Below are 22,981 nucleotides of genomic sequence, written 5' to 3'. Positions count from 1 at the left end.
ATCATGGTCATGGTGAGCATCAACTGCATCACATACAATCACGAGAAGTACATCGCTCAGGCGATTGAAGGCTTTTTGTCACAGCGCACGAACTTCGAGGTCGAGATTCTGATCCATGATGACGCCTCGACGGATCGGACGGCAGACATCATCCGGGAATACGTTCAGAAATATCCTGAAAAATTCAATGTCATCTATCAGACGGAGAATCAATATTCAAAAGGTGTATTCATCGGTCGAATGAACGAGGAGCGGGCACGCGGCAAATACATCGCAACATGTGACGGGGACGATTATTGGACGGACCCTTACAAACTGCAAAAACAAGTCGACTACATGGAAGCCCATCCGGACTGTACGCTTTGTTTCCACGATGCGTATGTCGAGATAGGTGGGAAGCTCCACACGAATTGGCACGTCATTCCATGGATGCCGGAAAATCGAAAGCTCGCCTCATCCGTGTCCCGGACGTATGACGCCGGTGAGTTGCAGTTACTCGGGTTCGTTCCGACGATGTCCATGTTGTATGTGAACGATTTCCGTGACGCCCCGCGATGGCTCGAAGAGACGCCGGCGCGAGATGCATCGATTCGCTTGTATATCACGAGCAGGGGATACGCCTACTACATGCCGGAAGTGATGAGTGTCTATCGCTACGAGGTCGAAGGGTCGGCGACGACCATTTGGAACGAGGGGAATGTCGAACGTGACGTGAAGCGACATGAGGAGTTCATTCGGTTCATCAACTTATTTGATGCCTATACCGATGGGAAATACCATCAGGAGCTGGAGTTGTCACGGATTTCCTTTGAGGTGGGGCTCCACCGATTGAAGGGAGAGTATGATGCGTTACGTTCTACTCGATATGACGCGTATCTGAATCGGTTCGTCGGAATCGATCGAATCCGACCTTACCTGATGATCAAGCAGCCACATGTAACAGAATGGCTCATTAAAATACGAAATTGGGCATTCGCGTGAACGAAAGGAAAAGGGGCGATTTCACCATGAGTGGTTCAAATGTAGAAACAGATGCCATCATTCCCGTCACGCGACCGAGTATGCCGGATTTTGAGACGTATGTCGAGATGATTCGCCCCCTTTGGGAATCGCGTCACTTGAGCAATCGTGGCGAGCATGTGCGAGCGTTAGAAGAAGAGTTAGAGCAGCGTCTAAACGTCCCGCACGTCTCCTTATTGACGAACGGTCACCTGGCCCTCGAGACGGCGATTGATGTGCTCGGGTTAACGGGTGAGGTCATCACGACACCATTCACGTTCGCCTCGACGACGCATGCGCTCATCCGAAAACAGATCACTCCTGTCTTTTGTGACATCAACCCGATAAACTACACGATTGACGTCAACAAAATCGAGGCGTTGATCACGGAACGGACGACGGCTATCCTACCTGTTCATGTGTATGGGAACGTATGTGACGTGGAGGCGATCGAACAACTCGCAAAACGCCATGGACTTCATGTCCTCTACGATGCGGCGCACGCGTTCGGTGTCCGGCAAGACGGGCGCGACGTCTCGACGTTCGGCGACCTGACGATGTTCAGCTTTCATGCGACAAAAGTGTTTCACACGATTGAGGGTGGTGCGCTCACGTTCCGGGATGCCCGTTACGTCGAAGCGATTCATCAAGCCGTCAACTTTGGGATTACCGGACCAGAATCCGTCGAATCGGTCGGGGGCAACGCCAAGATGAACGAGTTTCAGGCGGCGATGGGACGGTGCAACCTCCCACGGATCGATGCCGACATTGAAAAGCGAAAACGTTTGGTCGAGCGATACGACACCCGTTTAGCGGACGCTTCGTTTCTACGCTTGAACCTTCGGGATGAACGGACGGAGTCCAACTATGCGTACTATCCAGTTCTCGTCAAGAAAGGGAGAGCGGCACGCGATGACATGATGGCATCCTTAGCGCAGCATGGGATTCTCGCCCGGAAGTACTTTTATCCACTCGTGACCGATTTTTCCTGCTACGCATTCGACGCATCCGTACCGAACGCCACGTACGTCTCGGATCGGGTGATCACGTTACCGCTCTATCCGGACATGACAATGGAGATGATCGACCGCATTTGTGACGTAATCCTTGAAGGAGGGAATGAACGATGAAAGGAATCATTCTAGCGGGTGGGAACGGGACGCGTCTCTACCCGATGACGAAAGCAGTCTCGAAACAGCTGTTGCCGATCTATGACAAGCCCCTCATCTATTATCCGATGTCGGTGCTGATGCTCGCCGGCATCAAGGAGATTTTATTGATCTCGACCCCGAAAGACATCTCCGGGTATGAGCGACTGTTCGGTGACGGGCATCAACTTGGAATCTCGATTACGTACCAAGTACAAGAGCGTCCGGTCGGCCTCGCGGATGCTTTCATATTAGGAGAATCGTTCATCGGGGACGACTCGGTTTGCCTCATCTTAGGGGATAACGTCTTCTATGGACCGAACTTGACGCGCTTTTTACAGGATGCGAAAGAGCGGCAGTCAGGCGCGACGGTGTTCGGGTATCCGGTCAAAGACCCACGGGCATTCGGTGTCGTCGAGTTCGATGCGGATCGACGCGTCTTGTCCATCGAAGAGAAGCCGGCGGTCCCGAAATCCAATTATGCGGTACCGGGGCTTTACTTTTATGACAATCAAGTCGTCGAGTTTGCGAAACAAGTGAAGCCGTCGCCACGCGGCGAGCTCGAGATCACGTCGATCAATCAAATGTATTTGGAACGAGGCGAGTTGAACGTCGTCTTGTTCGGTCGCGGGATGGCATGGCTCGATACCGGGACACCTGAAGGGATGATTAAAGCCTCCATTTTCGTACAGACAGTACAGGAACGGCAAGGTTATTACATCGCATGTCTGGAGGAGATTGCATGGCGTCGTGGGTTCATCACACGAGAGCAATTGGTCGACATCGGTCAGACGCTCAAGATGACCGATTACGGACAGTATTTGATATCGCTTCTAGAGGAGGGAGAACAGACCCATGCATACAATCCTAGTGACTGGCGGAGCCGGGTTCATCGGTTCAAATTTCATAAAACACTTTCGGGACAAACATCCAACGTCACGCATCCTTAACGTCGACGCGTTGACCTATGCCGGCAATTTAGAGAACGTCCAAGCGTTCGAGCACGACCCGCTCTACGTGTTTCGGAAAGTAGACATCCGTGACCGTCCAGCGATTGATGAACTGTTCTCTCTCTTTGAGATTGACGAAGTCGTGCATTTTGCGGCGGAATCGCATGTCGACCGAAGTATCCTTGAGCCGGAGTTGTTCCTCTCGACGAATATCCTGGGTACACAAGTGTTGCTCGACGCGGCCATGCGGCATTGGAAACGGGATCCGGACGATAAATACAGTCGAGAATACCGAGATGACGTCTGTTTCGTCCATGTCTCGACGGATGAGGTATACGGGTCGCTCGGGGAGTCGGGGTTCTTTACAGAAGAGACCCCCCTCGCCCCGAACAGTCCTTATTCTGCCTCGAAGGCCGGGTCCGATTTGCTCGTTCGTTCCTATCATGAGACATATGGCTTACCGATTAAGATCACCCGTTGCAGCAACAATTACGGTCCGTATCAATTCCCCGAGAAACTGATTCCGCTCATGGTGCACCATTGTATGACCGATCAACTGCTTCCGGTGTATGGGAACGGAGGACATATCCGGGATTGGTTACATGTGCAAGACCACTGTGAAGCCATCGATCTCGTTCGACAAAAGGGGCAGGTCGGAGAAGTTTATAACATCGGCGGACATAACGAGAAGACGAACCTCGAGCTCGTCCGAACGATTTTACGAGCGTTTGACTTACCTGATGACCGCATCCAATTCGTGACGGATCGCCCTGGCCATGACCGCCGTTATGCCATTGACGCGAAGAAAATGCAAGACGAACTCGGGTGGGTGCCACGCTACAGTTTTGAACAAGGAATCGAAGAGACGATTGAATGGTACCGGTCACATCCGGAATGGGTCGAGCGCATCGTTTCGGGAGCGTATAAAACTTATTATCAAGACATCTATTCTTCCTAAGTCTGAGTCGTTCTATCATCCCGGGGAAAGGAGGGGATCGACATGGTGATGGTCAGCATCGACTGCATCACGTATAACCACGAACCGTACATCGCCAAAACGATTGAAGGATTCTTGATGCAGGAAACGGATTTTGAATTCGAGATCCTGATTCATGAGGATGCCTCGACGGATCGGACGGCGGACATCGTGCGCGAATATGAAGAACAACATCCGGACCGGATTCGGGTCATCTATCAAACGGAAAACCAATATTCTCAAGGGGTCATGGTGAATCTGTTGAACGAAGAGAGGGCGCGTGGCAAGTACATCGCCCTTTGTGACGGGGACGACTACTGGACCGACCCACACAAGTTGCAGAAACAAATCGACTATATGGAAGCCCATCCGGACTGTACGCTCTGTTTTCATGACGCGTATGTCGAAACGGACGACACACTCCATACCGGATGGCGCGTCATCCCGTGGATGCCTGAAAACAGAAAGTATGCCTCGACGGAGCCGCGGTCCTATCATGCCGGGGAGTTACAGCTACTCGGCTTCATTCCGACGATGTCCATGCTGTACCGGAATGGACTGACAGACGATCTGTTAGATTGGATTGGCGATACACCCGCATTTGATGGCGCGCTAAAATTGCACGTCGCAAGCCAAGGTTACGCCTACTACATGCCTGAGGTGATGAGCGTATACCGATTCGGTGTGTCCGGATCGGTCACCACCAAGTGGCGTCAACGAAACAGGGAGCGTGATATTGAGCGGATGGAGGCATTCATCCGAATGATGGATGCGTTCGATTCCTATACGGATGGCAGATTTCATCAAGAAATCGAAATTTCTCGCTTATCGTTCGAGGTCGGCTTGCATCGGCTCCGACGAGATTTTAAAGCGCTGAAGTCTCCCCGATATGACCAATATGTGGAGCGTTTCGTCGGGAGAGAGCGGCTACGTCCCTACTTGATGGTACGACATCCGCACTTGATGGAGTGGTTGATTCGCATGCGCTCGTTCCAGCTCGGCTAAGGGAGGCGGCTCAAATGAAATTAGGAATCATGCAGCCGTACTACTTCCCATACCTCGGTTATATTCAATTGATGAACGCGGTGGACCAGTTCGTCATCTTGGACCATGTGCAATTTGCGAAACGAGGATGGATTCATCGAAACCGTATTTTGGTCGAGGGACACATCAAACCGATCCATCTGAAAATCGATCATATGACACAACATCGTACAATCCGTGAGCATGAGCGGATTCTCGATCCGGTTCATGAGAGCTATCAACTGCGCTTATTGCACCATGCGTATCAACGTGCACCAAGTTATGCCGACGTCATGCCGATGGTGGAACGAATCATTAAAAATGAAGAACGCAATGTCGCCACTTATCTAGAAACGTTATTGACGGAAGTGCGTGATTATCTCGAGATGGATACGGAATTATTGGTCGCCTCCTCGCTCGATTACGACAAGTCACTGAAGTGTGAACAACTGGTACTCGAGATTTGTCATCATTTGCGTACCTCGCATTACATCAATGCGATTGGCGGACAGGAACTTTATGACAAACAGCGTTTCGCGGGATCCGGGGTGCCGCTTGATTTTATCCAGATGGATGCGGTGGAATATGCTCAATTTGGACATCCGTTCACACCCAACTTGTCCATCATCGATGTCTTGATGTTCAATTCGAAGACGAAAGTGCGTGAATTGCTCCATGCCTATACGCTCGTCTAATCGGGCGAGACAGAGGACGCAACGATTAGAGGAAAGGGGATGAACACGTTGAACACATCATTTGAATGGACCAATCGACGTCTATTCTTCAGCCCTCAGCGAGACGCATCACTCGACTGGATGGATGCGTTCGCACAAGGACCTTGTGTGTTGGAACGCGATACCTATTTGCGAATCTATTTCAGCTGTCGACCGAAACCAATCGATGGCCGATACGTCAGTCACAGCGGGTATGTGGATGTCGCAAAAGAGGATTTCTCGATTCTTCGGGTGAGTGAACGACCAATATTGGAGCTCGGTGCACGTGGGACGTTCGACGAGTTTGGTGTCTATCCGTTTTCGGCGATTGAGGTCGGGGATGAGGTGCATGCCTATTACGGGGGTTGGACGCGTACGGTGTCCGTTCCATTTAATGTGAATATCGGAAAAGCCATCAGTCGAGACGGTGGACGTACGTTCGAGCGCGTCGGTCCAGGACCGATCCTATCGTATACGCTAGACGAACCTTTCATCTTGAGCGGACCGAAGATTCGGCGATTCCATGACACGTGGGTGTTGTTCTATATCGCCGGACGAGAGTGGATCATGGACGGCGAACGTCCGGAACCGGTGTATAAGATTCGGCTGGCCACGTCGAAGGACGGGGTCACGTGGGTGAAAGCGGGACGTGATTTGATTGAAAGCGTACTTCCAAATGAAGCGCAGGCTAGTCCAGACGTCTTTTATGAGGATGGACGCTATCATATGTTTTTCTGTTACCGCGACGCGACCGATTATCGGAAAAATCCCGAGCGGACGTATCGAATCGGATATGCCTCTTCTCCGGACTTCCTCCATTGGACGCGTGACGATGACGTGATGAAGTTCTCGCGGACAGAATCAGGATTCGATGACGAGATGGTCGCCTACCCCCATACGTTCACGTTGAACGGGAAACGGTATTTACTTTACTTGGGGAATGAAGTCGGACGAGAAGGATTCGGCATCGCGGAGCGCAAGGAGGGAGCGAGATGAAGTGGAAGAAACTCGGACACATCTTCGACCCGGCGCCGTACGGATTTTTCGGGGAGTACTCCTCGTTCGCCCAGTCCCCTCAGGCGCTCGTCTTCGAGGATTTTGTGCGCATCTATTTCTCGACCCGTGAACCGGACGGTGACATGTTCAAAAGCCACGTCCGATACGTGGACATGACACGTGATTTCGACATCATCGACGTGTCCACAGATGAGATCATCCCCCTTGGAAAACGGGGGACGTTCGACGAACACGGGATCTTCCCATTTCACGTCACACGGACGCGTGATGGGCTCTATGGCTATACGAGTGGCTGGAGCCGTCGTGACTCGGTAGCTGTCGAAACGGGGATTGGCCTCTCTGTCAGTCGGGACGAGGGAGAGACGTTCGAACGGCTCGGAGACGGGCCCGTATTATCGGCGAGCATCGAGGAACCGTTTCTCGTCGGCGACCCCTTTGTCGTCACACGGGAACAATACTATATGTATTACATTTACGGGACGACATGGAAAGAGGGGCCGGATGGCGTCCAGGAACGAACGTATAAGATTGCGCTCGCCACGTCAGAAGATGGACAGACGTTCAAGCGTCACGGAAGAATCGTTTCGGATACGATTGCGGACGAGAGTCAGGCGCTTCCGACCGTGTTCGAAGCGGACGGACGTTACCATATGATTTTCTGTTTTCGGGACACCTTCGGCTTTCGAACCGACCCGTTACGCGGATATCGATTAGGTTACGCCAATTCGGAAAATCTGTTGGACTGGACGCGGGATGATGCGGCGCTCGGATTCGAGCGAAGTTCCGACGGGTGGGACGCGGACATGGAGTGTTATCCGCATGTCTTCGAGTGGGGAGGTCGGCACTATCTTCTCTATAACGGGAACGAGTTTGGGCGACATGGATTTGGTGTCGCAATTTTGGAGGACGTATGATGACTCGCGACCAAGGGACGGTCTCTGACTATGTGGCGCATCTTGAGGCGTGTGATCACCTGTTCCCGACCAAGCTGTCGGAGCGGGTGGCGCTAGAGCCATACGCTTTGAAGCTCTACGAACGGGCGACGTCATATGAAATTTGGAATGACGGGTGTCTCGTCGGGCTAATCGCAGCATACATGGATACGGACATCGTCTTCATCAGCCATATTTGCGTGTTGCCGAAAGCGCCGTCCGGTAGTGGGCACGCCTTATTGGAAGCGTTATGCGAAGAAGCAATCGAGACGAACAAAAGGAAGATTCACTTGCACGTCGAGGCAATGAACGAACGGGCGATTGCCTTCTACATGCGACACGGCTTCAGCGAGCTCGACCGAATCGATGATGTGCTCATCATGGAGAGTATATTATGAAACGCATCTCTCTCGTATTTTAGAATAAGAAAGTTAAATACAAACCAAAGCTGATCCTCGTCCATCGTACGAGGATTTTTTGATGAATGCAGGAAACTGATAAGCTTTATCGAATACGACAAAAAGAAAAAGCGCCTGACCGAGGTCAAACACTTTTCTTGAGCTCTCGTTTCCGGTCGCGTTGTACTTTCCAAATCACCGATCCAACGATGATCAGGATTGGTGCGATGACCCATGGACGGGCTTCGAGAATCGAGACGAGTTCAAAAATGGAGAGCCATCCGCTCACCATGATCAAGACTAGCAAAAAGGTTTTCAGTCCCCCCCGGACCGGAAGCCAAAAATAAACGAACAATGTCACTAAGAAGAAAGCGATTAAGCCCATGCGGTTTGTCCTTTCACCCATCATTTTGACTCATTATAGCAAAGAACATCGAGAGAGTGTTAGAAGCTTCACTTCTTCGGCGTGTTTCGGTACGCTTATAAAAGATGATTGAAGGAGGAACTGATGTGAAATTTGGAATTATTGGTTTAGGATACGTTGGATTGGCTACACTTTGTGGTTTGGCAAAAGCCGGTCATCACGTCATCGGGGTTGAAGCGGACGAAGAGAAGCTACGTCTTCTCATGAGTGGACACCCGCCATTCCATGAACCAGGCATGGCAGAGGTGTTGCAAGAGCACGCCGACCAGATCACCCTGACAAGCCGAATCGCGGATACGGAGCAGGTCGACTATTTGATTCTTGCGGTCGGGACACCGAGCAAGTCTGATGGAAGCTGTGACTTATCTTATATCGAAGCAGTCTTGTCGGAACTGAACACGAAGCATAAAATCGTTATTCGTAGCTCGGTCCCACCCGGCACGACCGATTTACTGAACATCATGTATCCCTCTCATACGTTTGCGATTGTACCTGAATTTTTACAAGAAGGACGCGCGCTCGCAGACGTCATGAAACCACACCGTGTCGTCATCGGGTGTGTAAACTTCGAAGTCGCAGAAGAGTTGGCAGGAATCTACGGACGCCTTGGCGTTCCGCTCATCTGTACAACACCGATCAATGCAGAACTCATCAAATACGCCTCGAACGCCTTTTTGGCCACGAAAATTAGCTTCATGAACGACTTGTCGCGTCTAGCCGATCAAGCTGGCGCTGACATTTCGACGATTGCGGACGGGATGGGACTCGATCCGCGAATTGGGCGTTCGTTCTTGAACGCGGGCATCGGGTACGGAGGTTCGTGCTTCCCGAAAGACATGAACGCACTCCTACACGTCGCGAGTGAAAACGAGATCGACCTACGTGTCATCCGGGCGGCGACGAAAGTGAATGAGACGCAAATCGAGTACGTGCTCTCAAAATTGAACGTTGAACCGAATATGCGCATAGCTATCCTTGGTTTGGCATTTAAACCAGGAACGGACGATATGCGAGATGCCCCATCAATTCTACTCGCTCACCACATGGTGGCCCGTAACGTGGACGTCATCGGGTATGATCCGATTGCGACGTGGGACTATCCACAAGCGACGACGGTTGAAGAGGCGCTGAAGGGAGCCGATTATGCCATTCTCGTCACAGAATGGGATGAGATTGTGAACTTGGCACCGGATGCTTTCAACGGCATGCGCCAGCGTCGATTGATCGATGCACGAAACGCATGGAAGTTCGCACGCGATCCGGGCGATGTGTCATACGAAGGAATCGGACGGATGCAACGTCCGTCGAACACACCGACTTCAAACTAAAACTGTTCAGGACCGCTCATATAGGCGGTCCTGTTTTTGCGAGACGTGAATCTTTTGTAGCAGTCATGACGTATAGAAAGGAGAGGAGGCGAGGCATATGTGGATTCTCATTCTAGCAGCAGGAATCGTCATCGCGTTAGGCTTCGCGGTTGACAGGCTCGGTTGGTATCACTTCATCTCTGGATACAATACAATGTCGAAAGAGAAACAGGAGCGGGTCGACATCAAAAAAGTGGCGCGACTGATTGCCTGGATGTGTTACGGGATTAGTGCGCTTTTTCTCATCATTGCGCTCATCGAACTGTCTGGTTGGAACGTTCCGCTCGAGCCGTTCTTTCTCGCCCTGATGGTATTCATTGTCGGGATGCTTTGGCGGATGCAGCGCTATGACGGTAACATCTACGATGGAGCGGGGCGCTTGAGGCCAGATGGGAAAAAACGTCTCATTCCGATCATCATCGTCTCTGTCGTATTACTCGTCGGTGTGCCGGCGCTCCTATTTTGGTTCAGTCAACCGACTGAGGTGATCGTGACGGATGAAGCGATCGTGATTGAAGGCAGTTATGGTCGTGAGGTCCCGTTTGATGAAGTGGAAGACGTGACATGGACGACATTGCCGGATATCGCGCGTCGAACGAACGGAGCAGATACGGGAACACGTCTGACCGGACATTTTCGGACGGAAGCAGGGGAGGATGTACTCCTCTTTATCGACCGTGATGTCGAGCCGGTGATCCGACTCGATTGGTCAGACAAAACAATCTATCTCAATCAGTCTTCGTTTAAAGAAACGAGGCAGTTATATGAGGACATTCGTTCACGCTGAAAAAAGGGACACTCAACGCGAGTGTTCCAGACTGTAGACAAAGTATAGGTCTAATGTCTTTTATATGCCCAACCCGGACACGGCTCGCTTTCCTAGGGGCAAGCAGGGAGCCGCATCGCGACTGCGTCACTGCTGGGTCTCCCTTTGCTTGCTATTCCCTCAGGAGTCTCGCCTGCCCGTTCTTGGTCACTTTTTGTCCTTCATCCCATATAATGGTGTGAGAAGAACACAGAGGGGCGGATCTGATGATCAACAAGTCGACACGATCCATCCTTCACGGTCTGACGAACAGAATGGATGTTGAACGGCGGGAAGAGACGGATGATCTCGGGATTGATGACGGGCGGGCTCGGCGTTTACCTTCCCTTTCCCCTGATACATCGATTCGAAGTAAGTATCGAGCTTTTTCTTCGGCCGTCGTGGTCTCAGAAAAAGACAAACGGCCGCCAGATGACGACCGTTTTCGTTGCTTGCCCGACGGCGCCCCGACTCCTACAGGAAAGCAATCCGACGGAGACCCAGCAGCGACCTAGGTCGCGATGCGGCTCCGGGATTGCCTGAGGAAAGCGTGGGCGCCGGACAGGCGAGCGATAAGATTCATGTTAGTCAACAAGCTGGGACACTCAACGCGAGTGTCCCTTTGTGTTGACCCATGATTCGAATGAGGCTGCGTCCAGGGCGGGTGAGAAGTAGAAGCCCTGTCCGAGTTCGACCCCTTCACGAAGCATGCGTGACAGGTCGCTTTCGGTCTCAATCCCTTCGGCGAGAGCGGTTAGTTGTTGCTCGTTCGCAAAGCGAGAGACGGCACGTAAGAAGGACGTACTTTCTTTCGCCTTTCCACTCACATACATCCGGTCAATTTTCACTTCTTGAATCGGTAGGTGCCAAATCGCTTCGAATGAGGCGTATCCGGTCCCGAAGTCGTCGATTGATAGGCAATAGCCGAGGTCAGCGATGTCTTCTAATCGTTCGAGTTCACTCGCATACGACATGATGTCAGAGGACTCGGTCAATTCAATCTTCAATCGGTCAGGTAGCCACGGGTATACCTCAATTGAATCCCGAAGCTTCGCCACGATGGAAGGGTCGACCGAATGGGCCGACAGGTTGAACGACAAGGAGATGTCTTCAAATGAAGTCCCTTGCCATGCGACGAGTTGGGCAATCGTCTGATCGAGAATATTATGTGAGAGCCATAAGATTTGATCGGAACGTTCCGCGATGCGAATGAACTCGTTCGGTGGGATGACTCCGATGTCAGGATGTGTCCAGCGAGCGAGCACTTCCGCGCCAACGACGCGACCTGTTTTCAATTCGACTTGCGGTTGATACGCGACCGTCAATTCTCCTTTTCGGATGGCATCCGGGAGCGCTTGTTCAATCAGTGCGGCGAGTTGCATCTGGGCTAAAATTTCCGAGTCATACCAAACCGAAGGGGTACGTGTCTCTTTGGCGTGTTGCAACGCCTTCATCGCCTTGAACAGACAGTCGTTGTATGCCCCTTCCGTTTCGGTCGCCCCGATTTGAATATGTACGTTTTGACGTTTATGGTTGATTGTCACTTCAGTCGGGAAGAGCTCCAACAGCTCGTGCTCATCCTCGTACGAGAAGCCTCGGACATACAGCATGAACGTGTCGTCTCGGTATCGACCGAAGAGATGTTGGGCATATTTCGAAAGACGGGACTCGACGGCTCGCGCAAACTCAATCATGAGCAGATCAGCATACGCAGGGTCGTACCAATCAACGAGATGATGATAGTCATGAATCCGGATAAGGATAAATGCACCGTCAATCTCTTGCTTTTCCCACTTGCGAACAAAGCCATATTCATTATAGAGGTTGGTCGCCAAGTCGAAACGGACGAGACGGTCGACCTTCCGTTCCCGTTCGACCCGGTCCGTCTCATCTTCGACGATGAGGTAATACGTCAACTTTTCCTCACGCTTGAGCGGCGTCAGTTTCACATTCAGATAACGGAGATGTTCCCCTTTCAGATGAATGATGAACTGCGCACTCGTCCCATGTTCAGTCACACCTTCGAGCGCTTGCTCGAACAAGCGGCGACCCGTCTCGGTGAACAATTGGTTGATCTCATATAAGTTTCGATCACCGAAAAACTGCCGGAACATCTCGTTGCGCTCAATCAGGTTATACGAGTCATCCATGAGGGCGATGGCGAGTCCCGTCTCAGAGAAGAGAGACGACCAGCGCTCATGGTAACGCACGAGGTCTTGTGAACGATTCTCTAGTTCGTGAACGGTCGAATGGACACTCGTGGCAATCTCGCGTAACTCGTCCTCGATCCCTCGGAAATCATGTGCTTTCGGAAACATCGCTTCGACAGGTTCTAGGCTAGGGTCGATGGCGAGTGCGCGTGCTTTGAGATGCGCCAAATCGTGATTGTAACGATTGCGTGTATAGTAGAGCAGAAATAGGAGTCCGAGCGATAACAGCAACGTCACCACGAATGAAGTGGTGGCTAAGACTTGATAATGCTTACTTTCTTCTTGAAGCATCGTCTCAGAACTCGAACGGATGGAACGAAGGGCACCATAGGCGTCCTCGTAGACATTCGTTGAATTGACGTAACGAGCTTCTAGAGACGCCTCGCGATTCGCCATATTCGCAAAGGACTGTCCGCTTTCCGCCACGTCGATGACCGCTTTCGACTGCAGTGTCTCATTCGATTCAATGATGGTTTGAACAAGTTTTGCTTCGCCGACAATCAGATCCACGGTGTTTGTGAGTTGACCCGCATCAATCGGGTTACGGAAGAGGGCTTCACGATTCCGCATAAGAATCGATTGCATTCGCATGATGGCATCAGTCAGTTCGTATGCCGCATTCGATTGATTCGTTTGCTCGAGTGCTTGATATAGCCAGCGTCGATTGATGGAACTGATGACATCGGTTGGGACCGCCTCGAATTGTTCCGCCTCGAGAATTTGATTCAACTCATTTGAGAACGTCTGGAGCGTCTCCCGTTCCCGTTCGTTCACACCGTCCTCAAAGTCGTTCAATAAACGCTCATTGTATTGGAGTGCCCGTTCTTTGTACGGTGTGGAGAGGAAGGATGTCGTCTGATTCGACTGCTCCTCATACCGGGTCGCCGCTTCGAAAAGAGAGACGTATGCTTCGACACCAGCTAGGTTTGCCGCTTGATTCAAATTCGTAATCGTCTGGTCGATGGCTTCTTGTTTTTCATGCCAATAAAAACTCGTGCCAAGTCCAAACAACAGGACACCGATGAGACAAGCAATCGCGAGCGCCATCGTGTAGGTACGGTATGGAATTTTTGCAAAACGGGGTTGGCCCATCCGGCACCTCCTTTTTTTCTTCATCATACTTCCGAATTCGGGTCAAGCGATAAAAATCCTGCAATACGAAAGAAAAACCCGACTTTTGTCGGGTTTTTTGGTGTGACCAAAGTCACGGTCGCTTATAACCGATTAAGCGTGACTGCCAATACGGTTCTTTACTGATTTGGTTGTATCCTAATCCAGATGAACCGGCATGGATGAACGTATCGGAATTGATCATGATACCCATGTGTGATGGCCCGGCGGTATATGTGTTTTCGAAGAAGACGAGGTCACCGGCTTGCGGGACGAATGACTTGGGCAATTGAGGTCCGAAATAAGCACCACCCCAATAATTAGCCACGTTTGTCCGTGGGATGCTGACGCCGGATTGATTGAATACATAATAGATGAGTCCTGAGCAATCGAATCCACCATTTGCCGGGCTTGATGATGCCCATACGTACGGTGTGCCGACGAAGCGTTTTGCCACATCGATGGTCGAAAGCCGTGTCGACTGAGCACTTTGCCCTTTGATTTCAGCGACGGCTGATTTTGCGACGAATCCTGATGCGAGACGATAGTGGGTCGATGTCTCCCCGATCACGTTCAAGAGTTCTCCCCGAAGTGTCGAGCCGACCGTGCTACTCGACTCGTTCGCCTGTGACCGAATCGATGTTGGATAGTACGTATAATATGAATTCGAATCATAAGAACCTTCAACCCAAGACGGGCCGTCTGCCGAACCTTTCGGGATGGTTTTCACATAAGCCGAAGCGACAAATCCTACCGTATTCCCGTAATAGATTTGAAGCCAGCCTTTTGACGACTGGACGACGCGCAACGTCTGTCCTGCTTTGACACTCCCGATGATGGTCGCGCTCGTCGATGCGCTCGAACGTACGTTCAAGGACGGTGTGTTGACGATATAATCGACAGCCGCATTACCAGCACCGGCATCGCCTTCGTTCGGAGCCGGGTCACTCGGTGTCGTGGACGTCTGCTTCAAGTAACCGGCGCTCACGTATCCGGACTTCCCATTATACGTGACATAGTACCAACTGCCCGACTGTCTCGTCGCTTTGACGACGGTTCCGTTCGGGATAGTCGTGACGAGCGGATAACCGACGCCTGCACCTTGTCGAACGTTCAAGTTTGCCGTCGTAGTGAATTGTTGATTGATCGATTGTCCTGTACTCGGTGTTGTCGGTGTCGCCGCTCCTGATGTTGTTAAATATGTATTGGCGACATATCCTGTTTTCGACCCATACTTCACTTTCGACCATGACCCTTCGACAGATAAGACGGTCACGGTTTTGCCTTTTGGAATCGTGAGCAATACGGTCGTCTTCGTAGACTTCGACGAACGCAGATTCAAGTTGGCTTTCGTTTGAGCTGTAGTCGAGCTCGGTGTGACCGTTGTTGGTTTGTCGGTACTGCTCGACATAGATGCCTTTTGCAAATAATCGTTATGCACCCAACCGGTCTGTCCGCCGTAACTGACTTTCGTCCATGAACCGTTTGATTGGATCGGTGTGAGCGCCGTACCTTTTGGAATCGTCAAGAGGACACGATGCCACGTTCCCCCGGCGACCCGCATGTTCAATGCGTGTGTCGTCGTGACGCGGTTCGTACTCGCCGTGGTTAACGAGGAACCACCTGTCGCAGCAGAGGGACTGCCTGTGAGCTTTAGTTTTTGACCGATGCGAATGTGATCGGAAGAGAGACCGTTCAACGATTTAATCGTCGCAACGGACACATCATAAGACTGACTGATCGACCATAACGTATCACCCGAACGCACCGTATGTGTGCTCGACGCTGCTGCTTCGTCTGCGTGGGCAAGCACGCTGACCGCTGCGAGTGCCGCGAATGAATAGGTGAGACCAGACTTTGGATTCATAGCGTCACATCCTTTCAAAGAGTGAGAACGAAACAATTTAACAAGTGAAACAATACAAGTTCATTGTACGGTGCAAAGAAATAGGCAAGCAATGGGACAAAAGGTCAATTCGCGTCTCTTTCTTAAAAAGGAGGTCAATAATTTAGAAGTGGGAATAAATCCCTGTTTCATCACTTGAAAAAAGAAGGAAGTATTGACTTTCTGTTGAATTTTGAAAACCGTTGAATCGGTTGATTCGTGCTATCATTAGGTCAAATTTAAATGGGTGAGGTAGCAGACTGATGATCGAGAACAACTTTTCAAACCGAGTATATCGTAAACATCAAGAGAAACTGTTCGCGCTCGTACGGATGCCGATTGTAACGGAAGAAACGGTGCAGGAGGCAATTCTGTATATGTGTGAGATTGTCGCCGATATGTTGGCAGTCGATACAGTCTCGATCTGGCATTTTGATACATCGCATCGATCTATTTCATGTCAAGTCGCTTATTCTCACGAATCAGGGACACATCATCCGAAGTTGACGGTCCATCGTGAACTCGCGCCTGACTATTTTGATGCGCTTCAAACAGAGCGAATCCTTTCGTTTGAGGATGTTCGCAGTCATCCATGGGTGAAGGACTTGTACAAAGAGTACTTTGTAGAAGGAAAGCGTGTGTACTCCATGCTAGATGCTCCGATTTATGCAAACAATCGTGCCACAGGTGTGATTTGTTGCGAGACGTTTCTGCCTCGGGAGTGGAACTATCTTGAGGAATTGATTGTGAGTACACTTGCGGATTTTATTGCCATCCTGTACTTCCGGCTTGACCGGCAGCTTGTGGATGAACGGATTCATCAGTTAGCCTACACGGACGAACTGACAGGTTTGATGAACAAATATGCATTTGTCGAGGAAGTCGATCAATTACGTCAACAAGCGAGAGGGTTTTTAGGAGCAGTTTTATATATTCGAGCAGACGATTTTCGGTCTATTGAGGATGCGATTGGAACCGAAACATCGAATTTGATTGTGAAAGAAATGGCGAAACGACTACGAGCAGTAATCGATGAATCTAGGATGGCACGTACCTCGCAATCGGGATTTGTCATTTGGGTACCTTACGGGGAACGGAGGAAAATACGTTCGTTTGCAGAACATTTATGCGAGCAAGTGACGCGTGCGCCATATCGAGTCAATGAATTAGACGTTGTACTGACGACGAGCGCATTCATCTCTATTGAACATGAAAGTCGATCTACTTTGGATATGATTCATACAACACGTGTCGTTGCAGGTCAATCAGATGAGAAACGTGGGGTCATCAAGTTTTTTGAAGAGGCCATGGCGCAAGAAGCATCTGAGAGACTCTTGTTAGAGATGAATTTACGTACTGGTGTGATATCAGGTCAGTTTGAACTGTATTTCCAACCGAAAGTGAATGCTTCCTCAGGTAAACTGAAAGGGTTTGAAGGGTTGATGCGCTGGAATCACCCAGAGCGAGGTCTCGTGCCGCCGCTCGACTTCATTCCGCTTGCCGAATCAACGGGTATCATCATCGACTTAGAGGAATGGGCGTTCGTGACGGCTTGTCGCCAGCTCAAACGTTGGCATGAACGGGGAGACCGGTATGAACTCGCCCTCAATTTATCGGCGCGTCACTTCTTATCCGAAGGGGTCGTCGAAAAGTTTGCCCAAATCGCACGAGAAGAAGGGGTCAGTACGAGTTATTTGACCTTAGAAATCACGGAGAGCGTCGGGATGGAGAACCAGCAACACGTCATCGATCGTTTCGTCGCATTCCGTGAAGAAGGTTTTTCCATCTCGATCGACGACTTCGGGACCGGGTTCTCGGCGTTCGTCTACTTGAAGCACTATCCGATTCATGAGATCAAAATCGATCGCCAGTTCATTCAAGTGACCGAGAATGACCCGACCGGAAACGTCATCGTCGAATCGATTGTCGATCTGGCACGTGGTTTGAATTTGAAGACGGTGTGCGAAGGCGTCGAGACGCTTGAACAGTGGAACGCGTTACGCGAACTCGGCTGTGACGAGATGCAAGGATATTATTTCTCTAGACCGTTACCGCTTGAAGAACTGGAAACATGGATTGTTGACTATACGACACAGACAAGGGACGCCTGAGCGTCCCTTTTAGAATTGTATATCAATATCGTTTACTCTTATAACTTACTAAAGTATAGATTGGGGACTCAAATACAGATGAATAGCTCGACGCCACAACAGTCAACTCATGAACTTACTTTTTTTAGCCAATTCAAGAATTGTATCTTGTTAGGGTTATTGGGAATTTTGTTGGGATGCTTGGATCAATATGCGAGTAGTTCCCCCTTGATTGATTTTGATACTACACTTGAGTTTTGGCTATTCCTAGTGACATTAGTAGCTGTGTTTAGCAAGTCACGATTAAACGCTTCCATTCATTCAATTATTTTGCTTGTTTCCACAGTTTTAGCTTATTACCTAATGTTCTATTTGAACTTAGGATTCTTACCTTATCAACTATTTGGAATATGGCTAACTATCGCAGTCCTATCCTCTGTCTATGCGTTAATCATTTGGAATGCCGGTCAAAAAGGGATAGGCGCCGCAATTCTAAGCTCAATACCTACTGCCTTTCTATTCAAACGAGGATACTATTTTCTTCCAGATCTTTTATTTAACTCTGAAGCAGCTCAAGTACGTATTCACTACTTTGGTATCGATATTCAAAGTGGATTTAATCTTGTGACTGCGGTTGTGCTTTATTCAATATTTTTTAAGATAACAGAACGTCGAATCATTTTAACTGTTTCTACGGTTATCATATTCTTCATTTTTAAAGAAACTGGCATCCTGTCGTTTCTACCTTTTTAAATATAAAAAGAAAAGCATCTACTTTATTCGCGTTGAAATGAAGTAGATGCTTTTTGTCTATAGTCTGCAAAGGACGCCTGAGCGTCCCTTTTGCTATGTCATGAATGTGATTCGAATTGTGGTGCCGTGTCCCGGTGCACTGTCGACTTCTATTTTCCCCCCGTGGGCTTCGATGATGTCCCGTGAGATGGCCATGCCGAGACCACTCCCGCGTGCGTCATCTGTATTCGTGCCCCAGTAATAGCGTTCAAAGATATAAGGCGATTCGGATTTGGTAATCCCATTTCCATCATCTACAATCGTCACGATGTCACCGTCGACTCGAACGGTCACCTCATATGAGGAAGTGTCCCGCACGGACGTGCCGCAGTCGATTTCGAAAAAGTGAGTAAAAAAGCCATTCGTCATGACCTTCATGGCGGATGGCTTTTGCCTGTTCAGATGACAGGCGCCTCGTAGGCGTTTAGTTCGAGTTTTAATATGTACGTTAGTTCATGATGCGCCAATTCGGAGAAGTTCGTCTTTTTGACGTGTGTTCGTGGGCGCAATCCGCATTCCAATGCGATGTCGACAATGGTACGAATCTGATTTTCCGTATAGAATCGCTTCCGGCCGAACGTAAATGGGGTCGGTGGCAAGACGCCATCTGTTTCCCATTTGATCAATTGCTGTTGGCTGCGTGGGATGCCGGCCACGCTAAAGGCGCGGCTCAATTCTTTGAGCGGATAGACAATCAAATGTTGCTCTTTATACGAAATTGGTTTTCCTTGTTCCGGTCGGTATGTATCCCATTCGGTCGCTGAAAACGTCAGGTCGGCTTGGTCGAAGTCGTGTTGAGCGGAAGGAATTGAGGCAAAGCTTGCGAGGTCTAGGCTGTTCATCGTGTATGTCTCCTTCTTCAAGACTGACTAGTAAAATTCAAAAAAAATGCCCTCCTACGTATAGTACCCCATTTACAAGAATTTAAACTTACAGTTTTTTCAAATGTGGGGAATAAATCATGGTACTTTTGACGTATTTTTGAATGCTGTCTGCCGAAGATTAAGATACCCTACTTAATATGAAAGCTCAAGAAAAAGTAGATAGAAATTGAAAAATGAATAAATATTCAGATAGTTTAGGACTATCGTCACTTATTGTTATAGAAAAATCGAATGAGCACTTTGACATTGTAAGCGGTTAATAAGGACGAAGGAGGTGAGACAAATGGCAGCATATCGAGAAACGGCGACGATGCTTTATTTGGACACCCGGCGACAACTCGACGGCAAAGAGAAAAAGCAACTCGTCCGCTATGGACCGCTTGGAAGTCGGATGGATGAGGCACGGATGAAACAGTTTGGTGACTTGATCAAGGCACTGATTGATGTGGAATCCGCCAACTACGTCGTGGCCCAAGAATTTCTAGTGTATTAACAGGGAGGACTTATGAAGAACCGCACTCGTCCCGCCGCCGATCCTCGGCACGATGAGCAGGTGGTCACATGAGTTGGCCCGAACTCATCTCCAATCTGGGGTTCCCCATCGTCGTCTCGCTCTATTTGCTTCACCGGATTGAGACGAAGCTCGATCGCATGATTCAGCTGCTCGAACGAATGGATACCTCGACCGTATCAGAAACCTAATCCCCTATTGAAAGGAGCCATCCCCCATGGCTGTCTTAACAGAGAAGAAAGCAACGTTCGTGTTGACGACGCATCATGACGTACAAACAGCAAAACCGACGAAAAAAGCACAACGGTTCGGCCCGATTCGTGCCGACCTGACGGCAGATACGATCGACGCATTCGGTCGTATCTTGATCGACCTCGTCATTCAAGAGGAAGCAGACCTCGGCATCGTCCGTGAATACGATTTAGTCTAACCCATACCCTAAGGAGGAGAATCACCCATGACTGACACAAAACTTGAAATCTCATTTTTAGATGCATTCCATAAGGTCGTACGCTTCCGCTTGAACAACGTGAAACAACCGGTCGACGCCCAAAAAGTAGAAGCGCTTGCTGACTTCATGGTCGCCAACGATCCGCTCGCGAAGAATGTGATGGAGTGGACCGAAATCAAGATGATTGAAGGTACGCAGACGGTATTGAGTGAGAAATAATCGATGGAAAGGTGACTCTTGCAGTTTGAGTCACCTTTTTTTAAGTTTGGTCAATCCTCTTCATTATTTTCTGAAAATTGTCGATAGTATAGGAAACACTGCATGATTGAGAGGAGAATACATAGATGGCATGGAAATCAACATGGTCGAAAGCACTGAACCGGATCAAACGAAAGCCGACATGGACGTGGAAACCGACACTCAAGTGGAAACGCGGAGAGAAGCGTGAACGCACGACATCTTTCGGGGCGAACATCGGGAGGAATTTAACGATTCGTCAAAAATTATGGGGTCTCGTCATCGTATCGCTCGTCATGGTCATTGGCGTCGGTGGTTACGCACTGTTTTCAATGAATGACGCGAACCGTCAAGCGGACGATATCGTCAACAATTGGAATAAAGGGCTCGATTACGCGCACAAACTCAATACGCTCGCTGCGAACTACCGCACGCTCGAACTCGATCACATCGTGACGGAGGATGCGGCACAAAAAGAAGAGCTCATGACACGGATGAAAGAGATTCGTGACGAGATCAACACGATCGCACCGAAATACGAAGGGCGTGCAGTGAATGCGGAAGACAAGGAACTCTTTACGAATTTCTCGCGTCAATGGGAGATGTACCAACGCGTCTCGGACAACATGTTGACGTTCAGCTCGACCGGCAGCACTGGGATGGCTCGCTCATACTATGATGCACAGTCCAAATCTACATATGACAACTTCACACAAAAACTAGCAGATCTGGTCGCCTACAACTCAGAAGGCTCGCAACGTGTCGGTCAGGACATGGAGCGTGACTTCATGCAGTCTCTCATGGCGTTGATCGCCGTGACGGTCGGGGCCGTGGTGATTCTCTTGTTCCTCGGATTCAGCCTGTTACGCTCGATCATTCGACCGATGCAAACGCTCCAGACACGCTTTGATGAACTCGCGACACAAGGTGGGGATTTGACGATGACGATTCCCGTCACGTCGAACGACGAGATCGCACAAGTCAGTCGTTCGTTCAACACGTTCCTCGCCACACTTCGTGAGATTATGATCGATGTCGATGAGACGGCGAAAGTCGTCCTCTCGTCTTCAAAAGATGTATCCGCTGAAGTGACGCGACTCAGCCACTATATGGAAGAGACGTCGGGTACGGTCGAAGAATTGACGGCTGGTATGGAAGAAACAGCAGCCTCTTCACAAGAAATGAGCGCCTCGACGACCGAGATGGGTAGCTCGATTGACTCGATTGTCGATCTATCAAACGAGAGTGCCGATACGGCGAATCGAGTCGAGACACGAGCACACGAGATGCGGGAGCAAGCTGTCGTCTCGAAAACAGAAGCAGTGGCAATTATCGAGAAGAAACAAGTCGAGCTCGCAGAAGCCATCAAAGGGGCCAAGTCGGTTGAAGAGATTCGCGTCTTGACGACAGCTATTCTTGCGATCGCCGACCAGACGAACTTGCTCGCCTTGAACGCATCGATTGAAGCGGCACGGGCAGGGGAAGCGGGTCGCGGATTCGCGGTCGTCGCATCCGAGATTCGCAAACTGGCGGAAAACTCACGTCAGACGGTCAACGAGATTCGTGACGTGTCAAACACGGTCATCGATTCGGTCGAACGACTCAACACGAGTTCGGCAGACATGTTGACGTTCCTCAATACGAAAGTCATGGCTGACTACGATCGTCTCGAAGATGCCGCAACGCAATACGAACAGGATGCAACAGTATTCGGTGAGACGGCGAAGACGTTCGAAGGTAACGCGCTTCAACTTCGCCATATGACGGACAACATTCTTGGGGTCATTCAAGAAGTAGCGACGACCGTGACAGAAGGCGCGGACGGTACGCAGTCCATCTCAGAGAAAGTCCAACTTTCGGTCGAGCGTTTCAACGACGTTCAGGCGAAGATGGGCGAAACGGAAAAACGGGCGACCGAACTCTCGAATCGCGTGGCGCAATTCAAACTATAAGCAAGTCTCAGAACCAGGCAGATGTCTGGTTCTTTTTTGTGCCCAGTACAAAAAATAAAAAGATAGGTCAATACGTAAATGAATTTCAAATTGTTGGTACAAATAAG

At 49.9% G+C, this 22,981-nt stretch carries 24 protein-coding genes; 19 read left to right on the top strand and 5 right to left on the bottom strand.

Annotated features, from left to right (window positions below; all coding sequences use genetic code 11):
• Positions 1–3 precede the first annotated feature (3 nt).
• The 9 genes from BV910_RS12340 to BV910_RS12300 are packed head-to-tail and all read left to right on the top strand — an operon-like array spanning position 4 to position 8,156.
• Positions 4–981: a glycosyltransferase family 2 protein gene (locus BV910_RS12340; protein WP_078147558.1), complete on the top strand. Its 978-nt coding sequence runs from the start codon at positions 4–6 to the stop codon at positions 979–981.
• A gap of 26 nt (positions 982–1,007) precedes the next feature.
• A complete protein-coding gene (locus BV910_RS12335) occupies positions 1,008–2,129 on the top strand; it encodes a DegT/DnrJ/EryC1/StrS family aminotransferase (RefSeq protein WP_078147557.1) in 1,122 nt (373 codons plus the stop codon).
• Entirely contained in the window at positions 2,126–3,097 is a 972-nt protein-coding gene (gene rfbA, locus BV910_RS12330) for a glucose-1-phosphate thymidylyltransferase RfbA (RefSeq protein WP_078147556.1), read from the top strand. The genes BV910_RS12335 and rfbA overlap by 4 nt, the downstream gene beginning before the upstream one ends.
• The gene (gene rfbB, locus BV910_RS12325; protein ID WP_078147555.1) at positions 3,003–4,055 is read left to right on the top strand and encodes a dTDP-glucose 4,6-dehydratase; all 1,053 of its coding nucleotides are present in this window, start codon (positions 3,003–3,005) and stop codon (positions 4,053–4,055) included. Before rfbA ends, rfbB begins: the two co-directional genes overlap by 95 nt.
• Positions 4,056–4,097: 42 nt before the next feature.
• Positions 4,098–5,078, top strand: a complete 981-nt coding sequence (locus tag BV910_RS12320; protein WP_078147554.1) for a glycosyltransferase — start codon at positions 4,098–4,100, stop codon at positions 5,076–5,078.
• 14 nt (positions 5,079–5,092) lie between these two features.
• On the top strand, positions 5,093–5,791 hold the full coding sequence (locus BV910_RS12315; protein ID WP_078147553.1) for a WbqC family protein: 699 nt from the start codon (positions 5,093–5,095) through the stop codon (positions 5,789–5,791).
• A 39-nt stretch (positions 5,792–5,830) separates the two neighbouring features.
• Complete coding sequence (locus tag BV910_RS12310) at positions 5,831–6,805, top strand: glycoside hydrolase family protein (RefSeq protein WP_078147552.1); 975 nt, start codon at positions 5,831–5,833, stop codon at positions 6,803–6,805.
• Entirely contained in the window at positions 6,802–7,740 is a 939-nt protein-coding gene (locus BV910_RS12305; protein WP_078147551.1) for a glycoside hydrolase family protein, read from the top strand. The genes BV910_RS12310 and BV910_RS12305 overlap by 4 nt, the downstream gene beginning before the upstream one ends.
• Positions 7,740–8,156 carry a GNAT family N-acetyltransferase gene (locus BV910_RS12300; RefSeq protein ID WP_078147550.1) on the top strand — a complete coding sequence of 139 codons (417 nt, stop codon included), beginning with the start codon at positions 7,740–7,742 and terminating at the stop codon, positions 8,154–8,156. The genes BV910_RS12305 and BV910_RS12300 overlap by 1 nt, the downstream gene beginning before the upstream one ends.
• Positions 8,157–8,301: 145 nt before the next feature.
• Here BV910_RS12300 and BV910_RS12295 read toward each other — a convergent pair whose 3' ends face one another.
• Positions 8,302–8,562, bottom strand: coding sequence for a hypothetical protein (locus BV910_RS12295; protein WP_031422447.1), 261 nt, complete (start codon positions 8,560–8,562; stop codon positions 8,302–8,304).
• Positions 8,563–8,666: 104 nt separating this feature from the next.
• Here BV910_RS12295 and BV910_RS12290 point away from each other — a divergent pair, with 104 nt between their 5' ends.
• The 3 genes from BV910_RS12290 to BV910_RS12280 all read left to right on the top strand — a co-directional run bounded on the left by BV910_RS12290 (position 8,667) and on the right by BV910_RS12280 (position 11,267).
• A complete protein-coding gene (locus BV910_RS12290; protein ID WP_078147549.1) occupies positions 8,667–9,908 on the top strand; it encodes a UDP-glucose dehydrogenase family protein in 1,242 nt (413 codons plus the stop codon).
• 97 nt (positions 9,909–10,005) lie between these two features.
• A complete protein-coding gene (locus tag BV910_RS12285) occupies positions 10,006–10,734 on the top strand; it encodes a DUF3784 domain-containing protein (RefSeq protein WP_078147548.1) in 729 nt (242 codons plus the stop codon).
• 245 nt (positions 10,735–10,979) lie between these two features.
• Positions 10,980–11,267 carry a hypothetical protein gene (locus tag BV910_RS12280; protein WP_078147547.1) on the top strand — a complete coding sequence of 96 codons (288 nt, stop codon included), beginning with the start codon at positions 10,980–10,982 and terminating at the stop codon, positions 11,265–11,267.
• A gap of 90 nt (positions 11,268–11,357) precedes the next feature.
• Here the strand turns inward: BV910_RS12280 and BV910_RS12275 are convergent, their stop codons facing one another.
• Positions 11,358–14,054 (bottom strand): EAL domain-containing protein, encoded by a 2,697-nt coding sequence (locus BV910_RS12275; RefSeq protein WP_078147546.1) that lies wholly within the window; start codon positions 14,052–14,054, stop codon positions 11,358–11,360.
• A 112-nt stretch (positions 14,055–14,166) separates the two neighbouring features.
• Positions 14,167–15,939 carry a C40 family peptidase gene (locus BV910_RS12270; RefSeq protein ID WP_078147545.1) on the bottom strand — a complete coding sequence of 591 codons (1,773 nt, stop codon included), beginning with the start codon at positions 15,937–15,939 and terminating at the stop codon, positions 14,167–14,169.
• A gap of 281 nt (positions 15,940–16,220) precedes the next feature.
• On the opposite strand from BV910_RS12270, the gene BV910_RS12265 reads away from it, so the two are divergent.
• Both BV910_RS12265 and BV910_RS12260 read left to right on the top strand, forming a co-directional pair.
• Complete coding sequence (locus tag BV910_RS12265; RefSeq protein WP_078147544.1) at positions 16,221–18,068, top strand: sensor domain-containing phosphodiesterase; 1,848 nt, start codon at positions 16,221–16,223, stop codon at positions 18,066–18,068.
• Positions 18,069–18,146: 78 nt separating this feature from the next.
• Entirely contained in the window at positions 18,147–18,800 is a 654-nt protein-coding gene (locus tag BV910_RS12260) for a hypothetical protein (protein ID WP_078147543.1), read from the top strand.
• 93 nt (positions 18,801–18,893) lie between these two features.
• Here BV910_RS12260 and BV910_RS12255 read toward each other — a convergent pair whose 3' ends face one another.
• Together BV910_RS12255 and BV910_RS12250 are read right to left on the bottom strand one after the other, a co-directional pair.
• Positions 18,894–19,208, bottom strand: a complete 315-nt coding sequence (locus BV910_RS12255; protein WP_371328158.1) for a sensor histidine kinase — start codon at positions 19,206–19,208, stop codon at positions 18,894–18,896.
• Positions 19,209–19,237: 29 nt separating this feature from the next.
• On the bottom strand, positions 19,238–19,681 hold the full coding sequence (locus BV910_RS12250) for a MerR family transcriptional regulator (RefSeq protein WP_078147541.1): 444 nt from the start codon (positions 19,679–19,681) through the stop codon (positions 19,238–19,240).
• Between the two features lie 325 nt (positions 19,682–20,006).
• Here BV910_RS12250 and BV910_RS12245 point away from each other — a divergent pair, with 325 nt between their 5' ends.
• The 5 genes from BV910_RS12245 (at position 20,007) to BV910_RS12225 (ending at position 22,874) form a co-directional block, all read left to right on the top strand.
• Entirely contained in the window at positions 20,007–20,216 is a 210-nt protein-coding gene (locus BV910_RS12245; protein WP_012727210.1) for a hypothetical protein, read from the top strand.
• A 68-nt stretch (positions 20,217–20,284) separates the two neighbouring features.
• Positions 20,285–20,425 carry a YvrJ family protein gene (locus BV910_RS12240; RefSeq protein WP_012727209.1) on the top strand — a complete coding sequence of 47 codons (141 nt, stop codon included), beginning with the start codon at positions 20,285–20,287 and terminating at the stop codon, positions 20,423–20,425.
• A gap of 26 nt (positions 20,426–20,451) precedes the next feature.
• Complete coding sequence (locus BV910_RS12235; RefSeq protein ID WP_078147540.1) at positions 20,452–20,664, top strand: hypothetical protein; 213 nt, start codon at positions 20,452–20,454, stop codon at positions 20,662–20,664.
• Positions 20,665–20,691: 27 nt separating this feature from the next.
• Positions 20,692–20,904, top strand: a complete 213-nt coding sequence (locus BV910_RS12230; protein ID WP_031422462.1) for a DUF2922 family protein — start codon at positions 20,692–20,694, stop codon at positions 20,902–20,904.
• 125 nt (positions 20,905–21,029) lie between these two features.
• The gene (locus tag BV910_RS12225) at positions 21,030–22,874 is read left to right on the top strand and encodes a methyl-accepting chemotaxis protein (protein WP_078147539.1); all 1,845 of its coding nucleotides are present in this window, start codon (positions 21,030–21,032) and stop codon (positions 22,872–22,874) included.
• Positions 22,875–22,981 lie beyond the last annotated feature (107 nt).

Source organism: Exiguobacterium sp. HVEsp1 (genome assembly GCF_002009685.1).
Taxonomy (GTDB): domain Bacteria; phylum Bacillota; class Bacilli; order Exiguobacteriales; family Exiguobacteriaceae; genus Exiguobacterium; species Exiguobacterium profundum.
This window is presented reverse-complemented; position numbering and strand designations above follow the sequence as displayed.

Excerpts from the sequence above, each read along its gene's own strand:
- BV910_RS12340 (WP_078147558.1), top strand. The coding sequence starts at position 4 with ATGGTCATGGTGAGCATCAACTGCATCACATACAATCACGAGAAGTAC.
- BV910_RS12335 (WP_078147557.1), top strand. The coding sequence starts at position 1,008 with ATGAGTGGTTCAAATGTAGAAACAGATGCCATCATTCCCGTCACGCGA.
- rfbA (WP_078147556.1), top strand. The coding sequence starts at position 2,126 with ATGAAAGGAATCATTCTAGCGGGTGGGAACGGGACGCGTCTCTACCCG.
- rfbB (WP_078147555.1), top strand. The coding sequence starts at position 3,003 with ATGCATACAATCCTAGTGACTGGCGGAGCCGGGTTCATCGGTTCAAAT.
- BV910_RS12320 (WP_078147554.1), top strand. The coding sequence starts at position 4,098 with ATGGTGATGGTCAGCATCGACTGCATCACGTATAACCACGAACCGTAC.
- BV910_RS12315 (WP_078147553.1), top strand. The coding sequence starts at position 5,093 with ATGAAATTAGGAATCATGCAGCCGTACTACTTCCCATACCTCGGTTAT.
- BV910_RS12310 (WP_078147552.1), top strand. The coding sequence starts at position 5,831 with ATGAACACGTTGAACACATCATTTGAATGGACCAATCGACGTCTATTC.
- BV910_RS12305 (WP_078147551.1), top strand. The coding sequence starts at position 6,802 with ATGAAGTGGAAGAAACTCGGACACATCTTCGACCCGGCGCCGTACGGA.
- BV910_RS12300 (WP_078147550.1), top strand. The coding sequence starts at position 7,740 with ATGACTCGCGACCAAGGGACGGTCTCTGACTATGTGGCGCATCTTGAG.
- BV910_RS12295 (WP_031422447.1), bottom strand. The coding sequence starts at position 8,562 with ATGGGTGAAAGGACAAACCGCATGGGCTTAATCGCTTTCTTCTTAGTG.
- BV910_RS12285 (WP_078147548.1), top strand. The coding sequence starts at position 10,006 with ATGTGGATTCTCATTCTAGCAGCAGGAATCGTCATCGCGTTAGGCTTC.
- BV910_RS12280 (WP_078147547.1), top strand. The coding sequence starts at position 10,980 with ATGATCAACAAGTCGACACGATCCATCCTTCACGGTCTGACGAACAGA.
- BV910_RS12275 (WP_078147546.1), bottom strand. The coding sequence starts at position 14,054 with ATGGGCCAACCCCGTTTTGCAAAAATTCCATACCGTACCTACACGATG.
- BV910_RS12270 (WP_078147545.1), bottom strand. The coding sequence starts at position 15,939 with ATGAATCCAAAGTCTGGTCTCACCTATTCATTCGCGGCACTCGCAGCG.
- BV910_RS12265 (WP_078147544.1), top strand. The coding sequence starts at position 16,221 with ATGATCGAGAACAACTTTTCAAACCGAGTATATCGTAAACATCAAGAG.
- BV910_RS12260 (WP_078147543.1), top strand. The coding sequence starts at position 18,147 with ATGAATAGCTCGACGCCACAACAGTCAACTCATGAACTTACTTTTTTT.
- BV910_RS12255 (WP_371328158.1), bottom strand. The coding sequence starts at position 19,208 with ATGACGAATGGCTTTTTTACTCACTTTTTCGAAATCGACTGCGGCACG.
- BV910_RS12250 (WP_078147541.1), bottom strand. The coding sequence starts at position 19,681 with ATGAACAGCCTAGACCTCGCAAGCTTTGCCTCAATTCCTTCCGCTCAA.
- BV910_RS12245 (WP_012727210.1), top strand. The coding sequence starts at position 20,007 with ATGGCAGCATATCGAGAAACGGCGACGATGCTTTATTTGGACACCCGG.
- BV910_RS12240 (WP_012727209.1), top strand. The coding sequence starts at position 20,285 with ATGAGTTGGCCCGAACTCATCTCCAATCTGGGGTTCCCCATCGTCGTC.
- BV910_RS12235 (WP_078147540.1), top strand. The coding sequence starts at position 20,452 with ATGGCTGTCTTAACAGAGAAGAAAGCAACGTTCGTGTTGACGACGCAT.
- BV910_RS12230 (WP_031422462.1), top strand. The coding sequence starts at position 20,692 with ATGACTGACACAAAACTTGAAATCTCATTTTTAGATGCATTCCATAAG.
- BV910_RS12225 (WP_078147539.1), top strand. The coding sequence starts at position 21,030 with ATGGCATGGAAATCAACATGGTCGAAAGCACTGAACCGGATCAAACGA.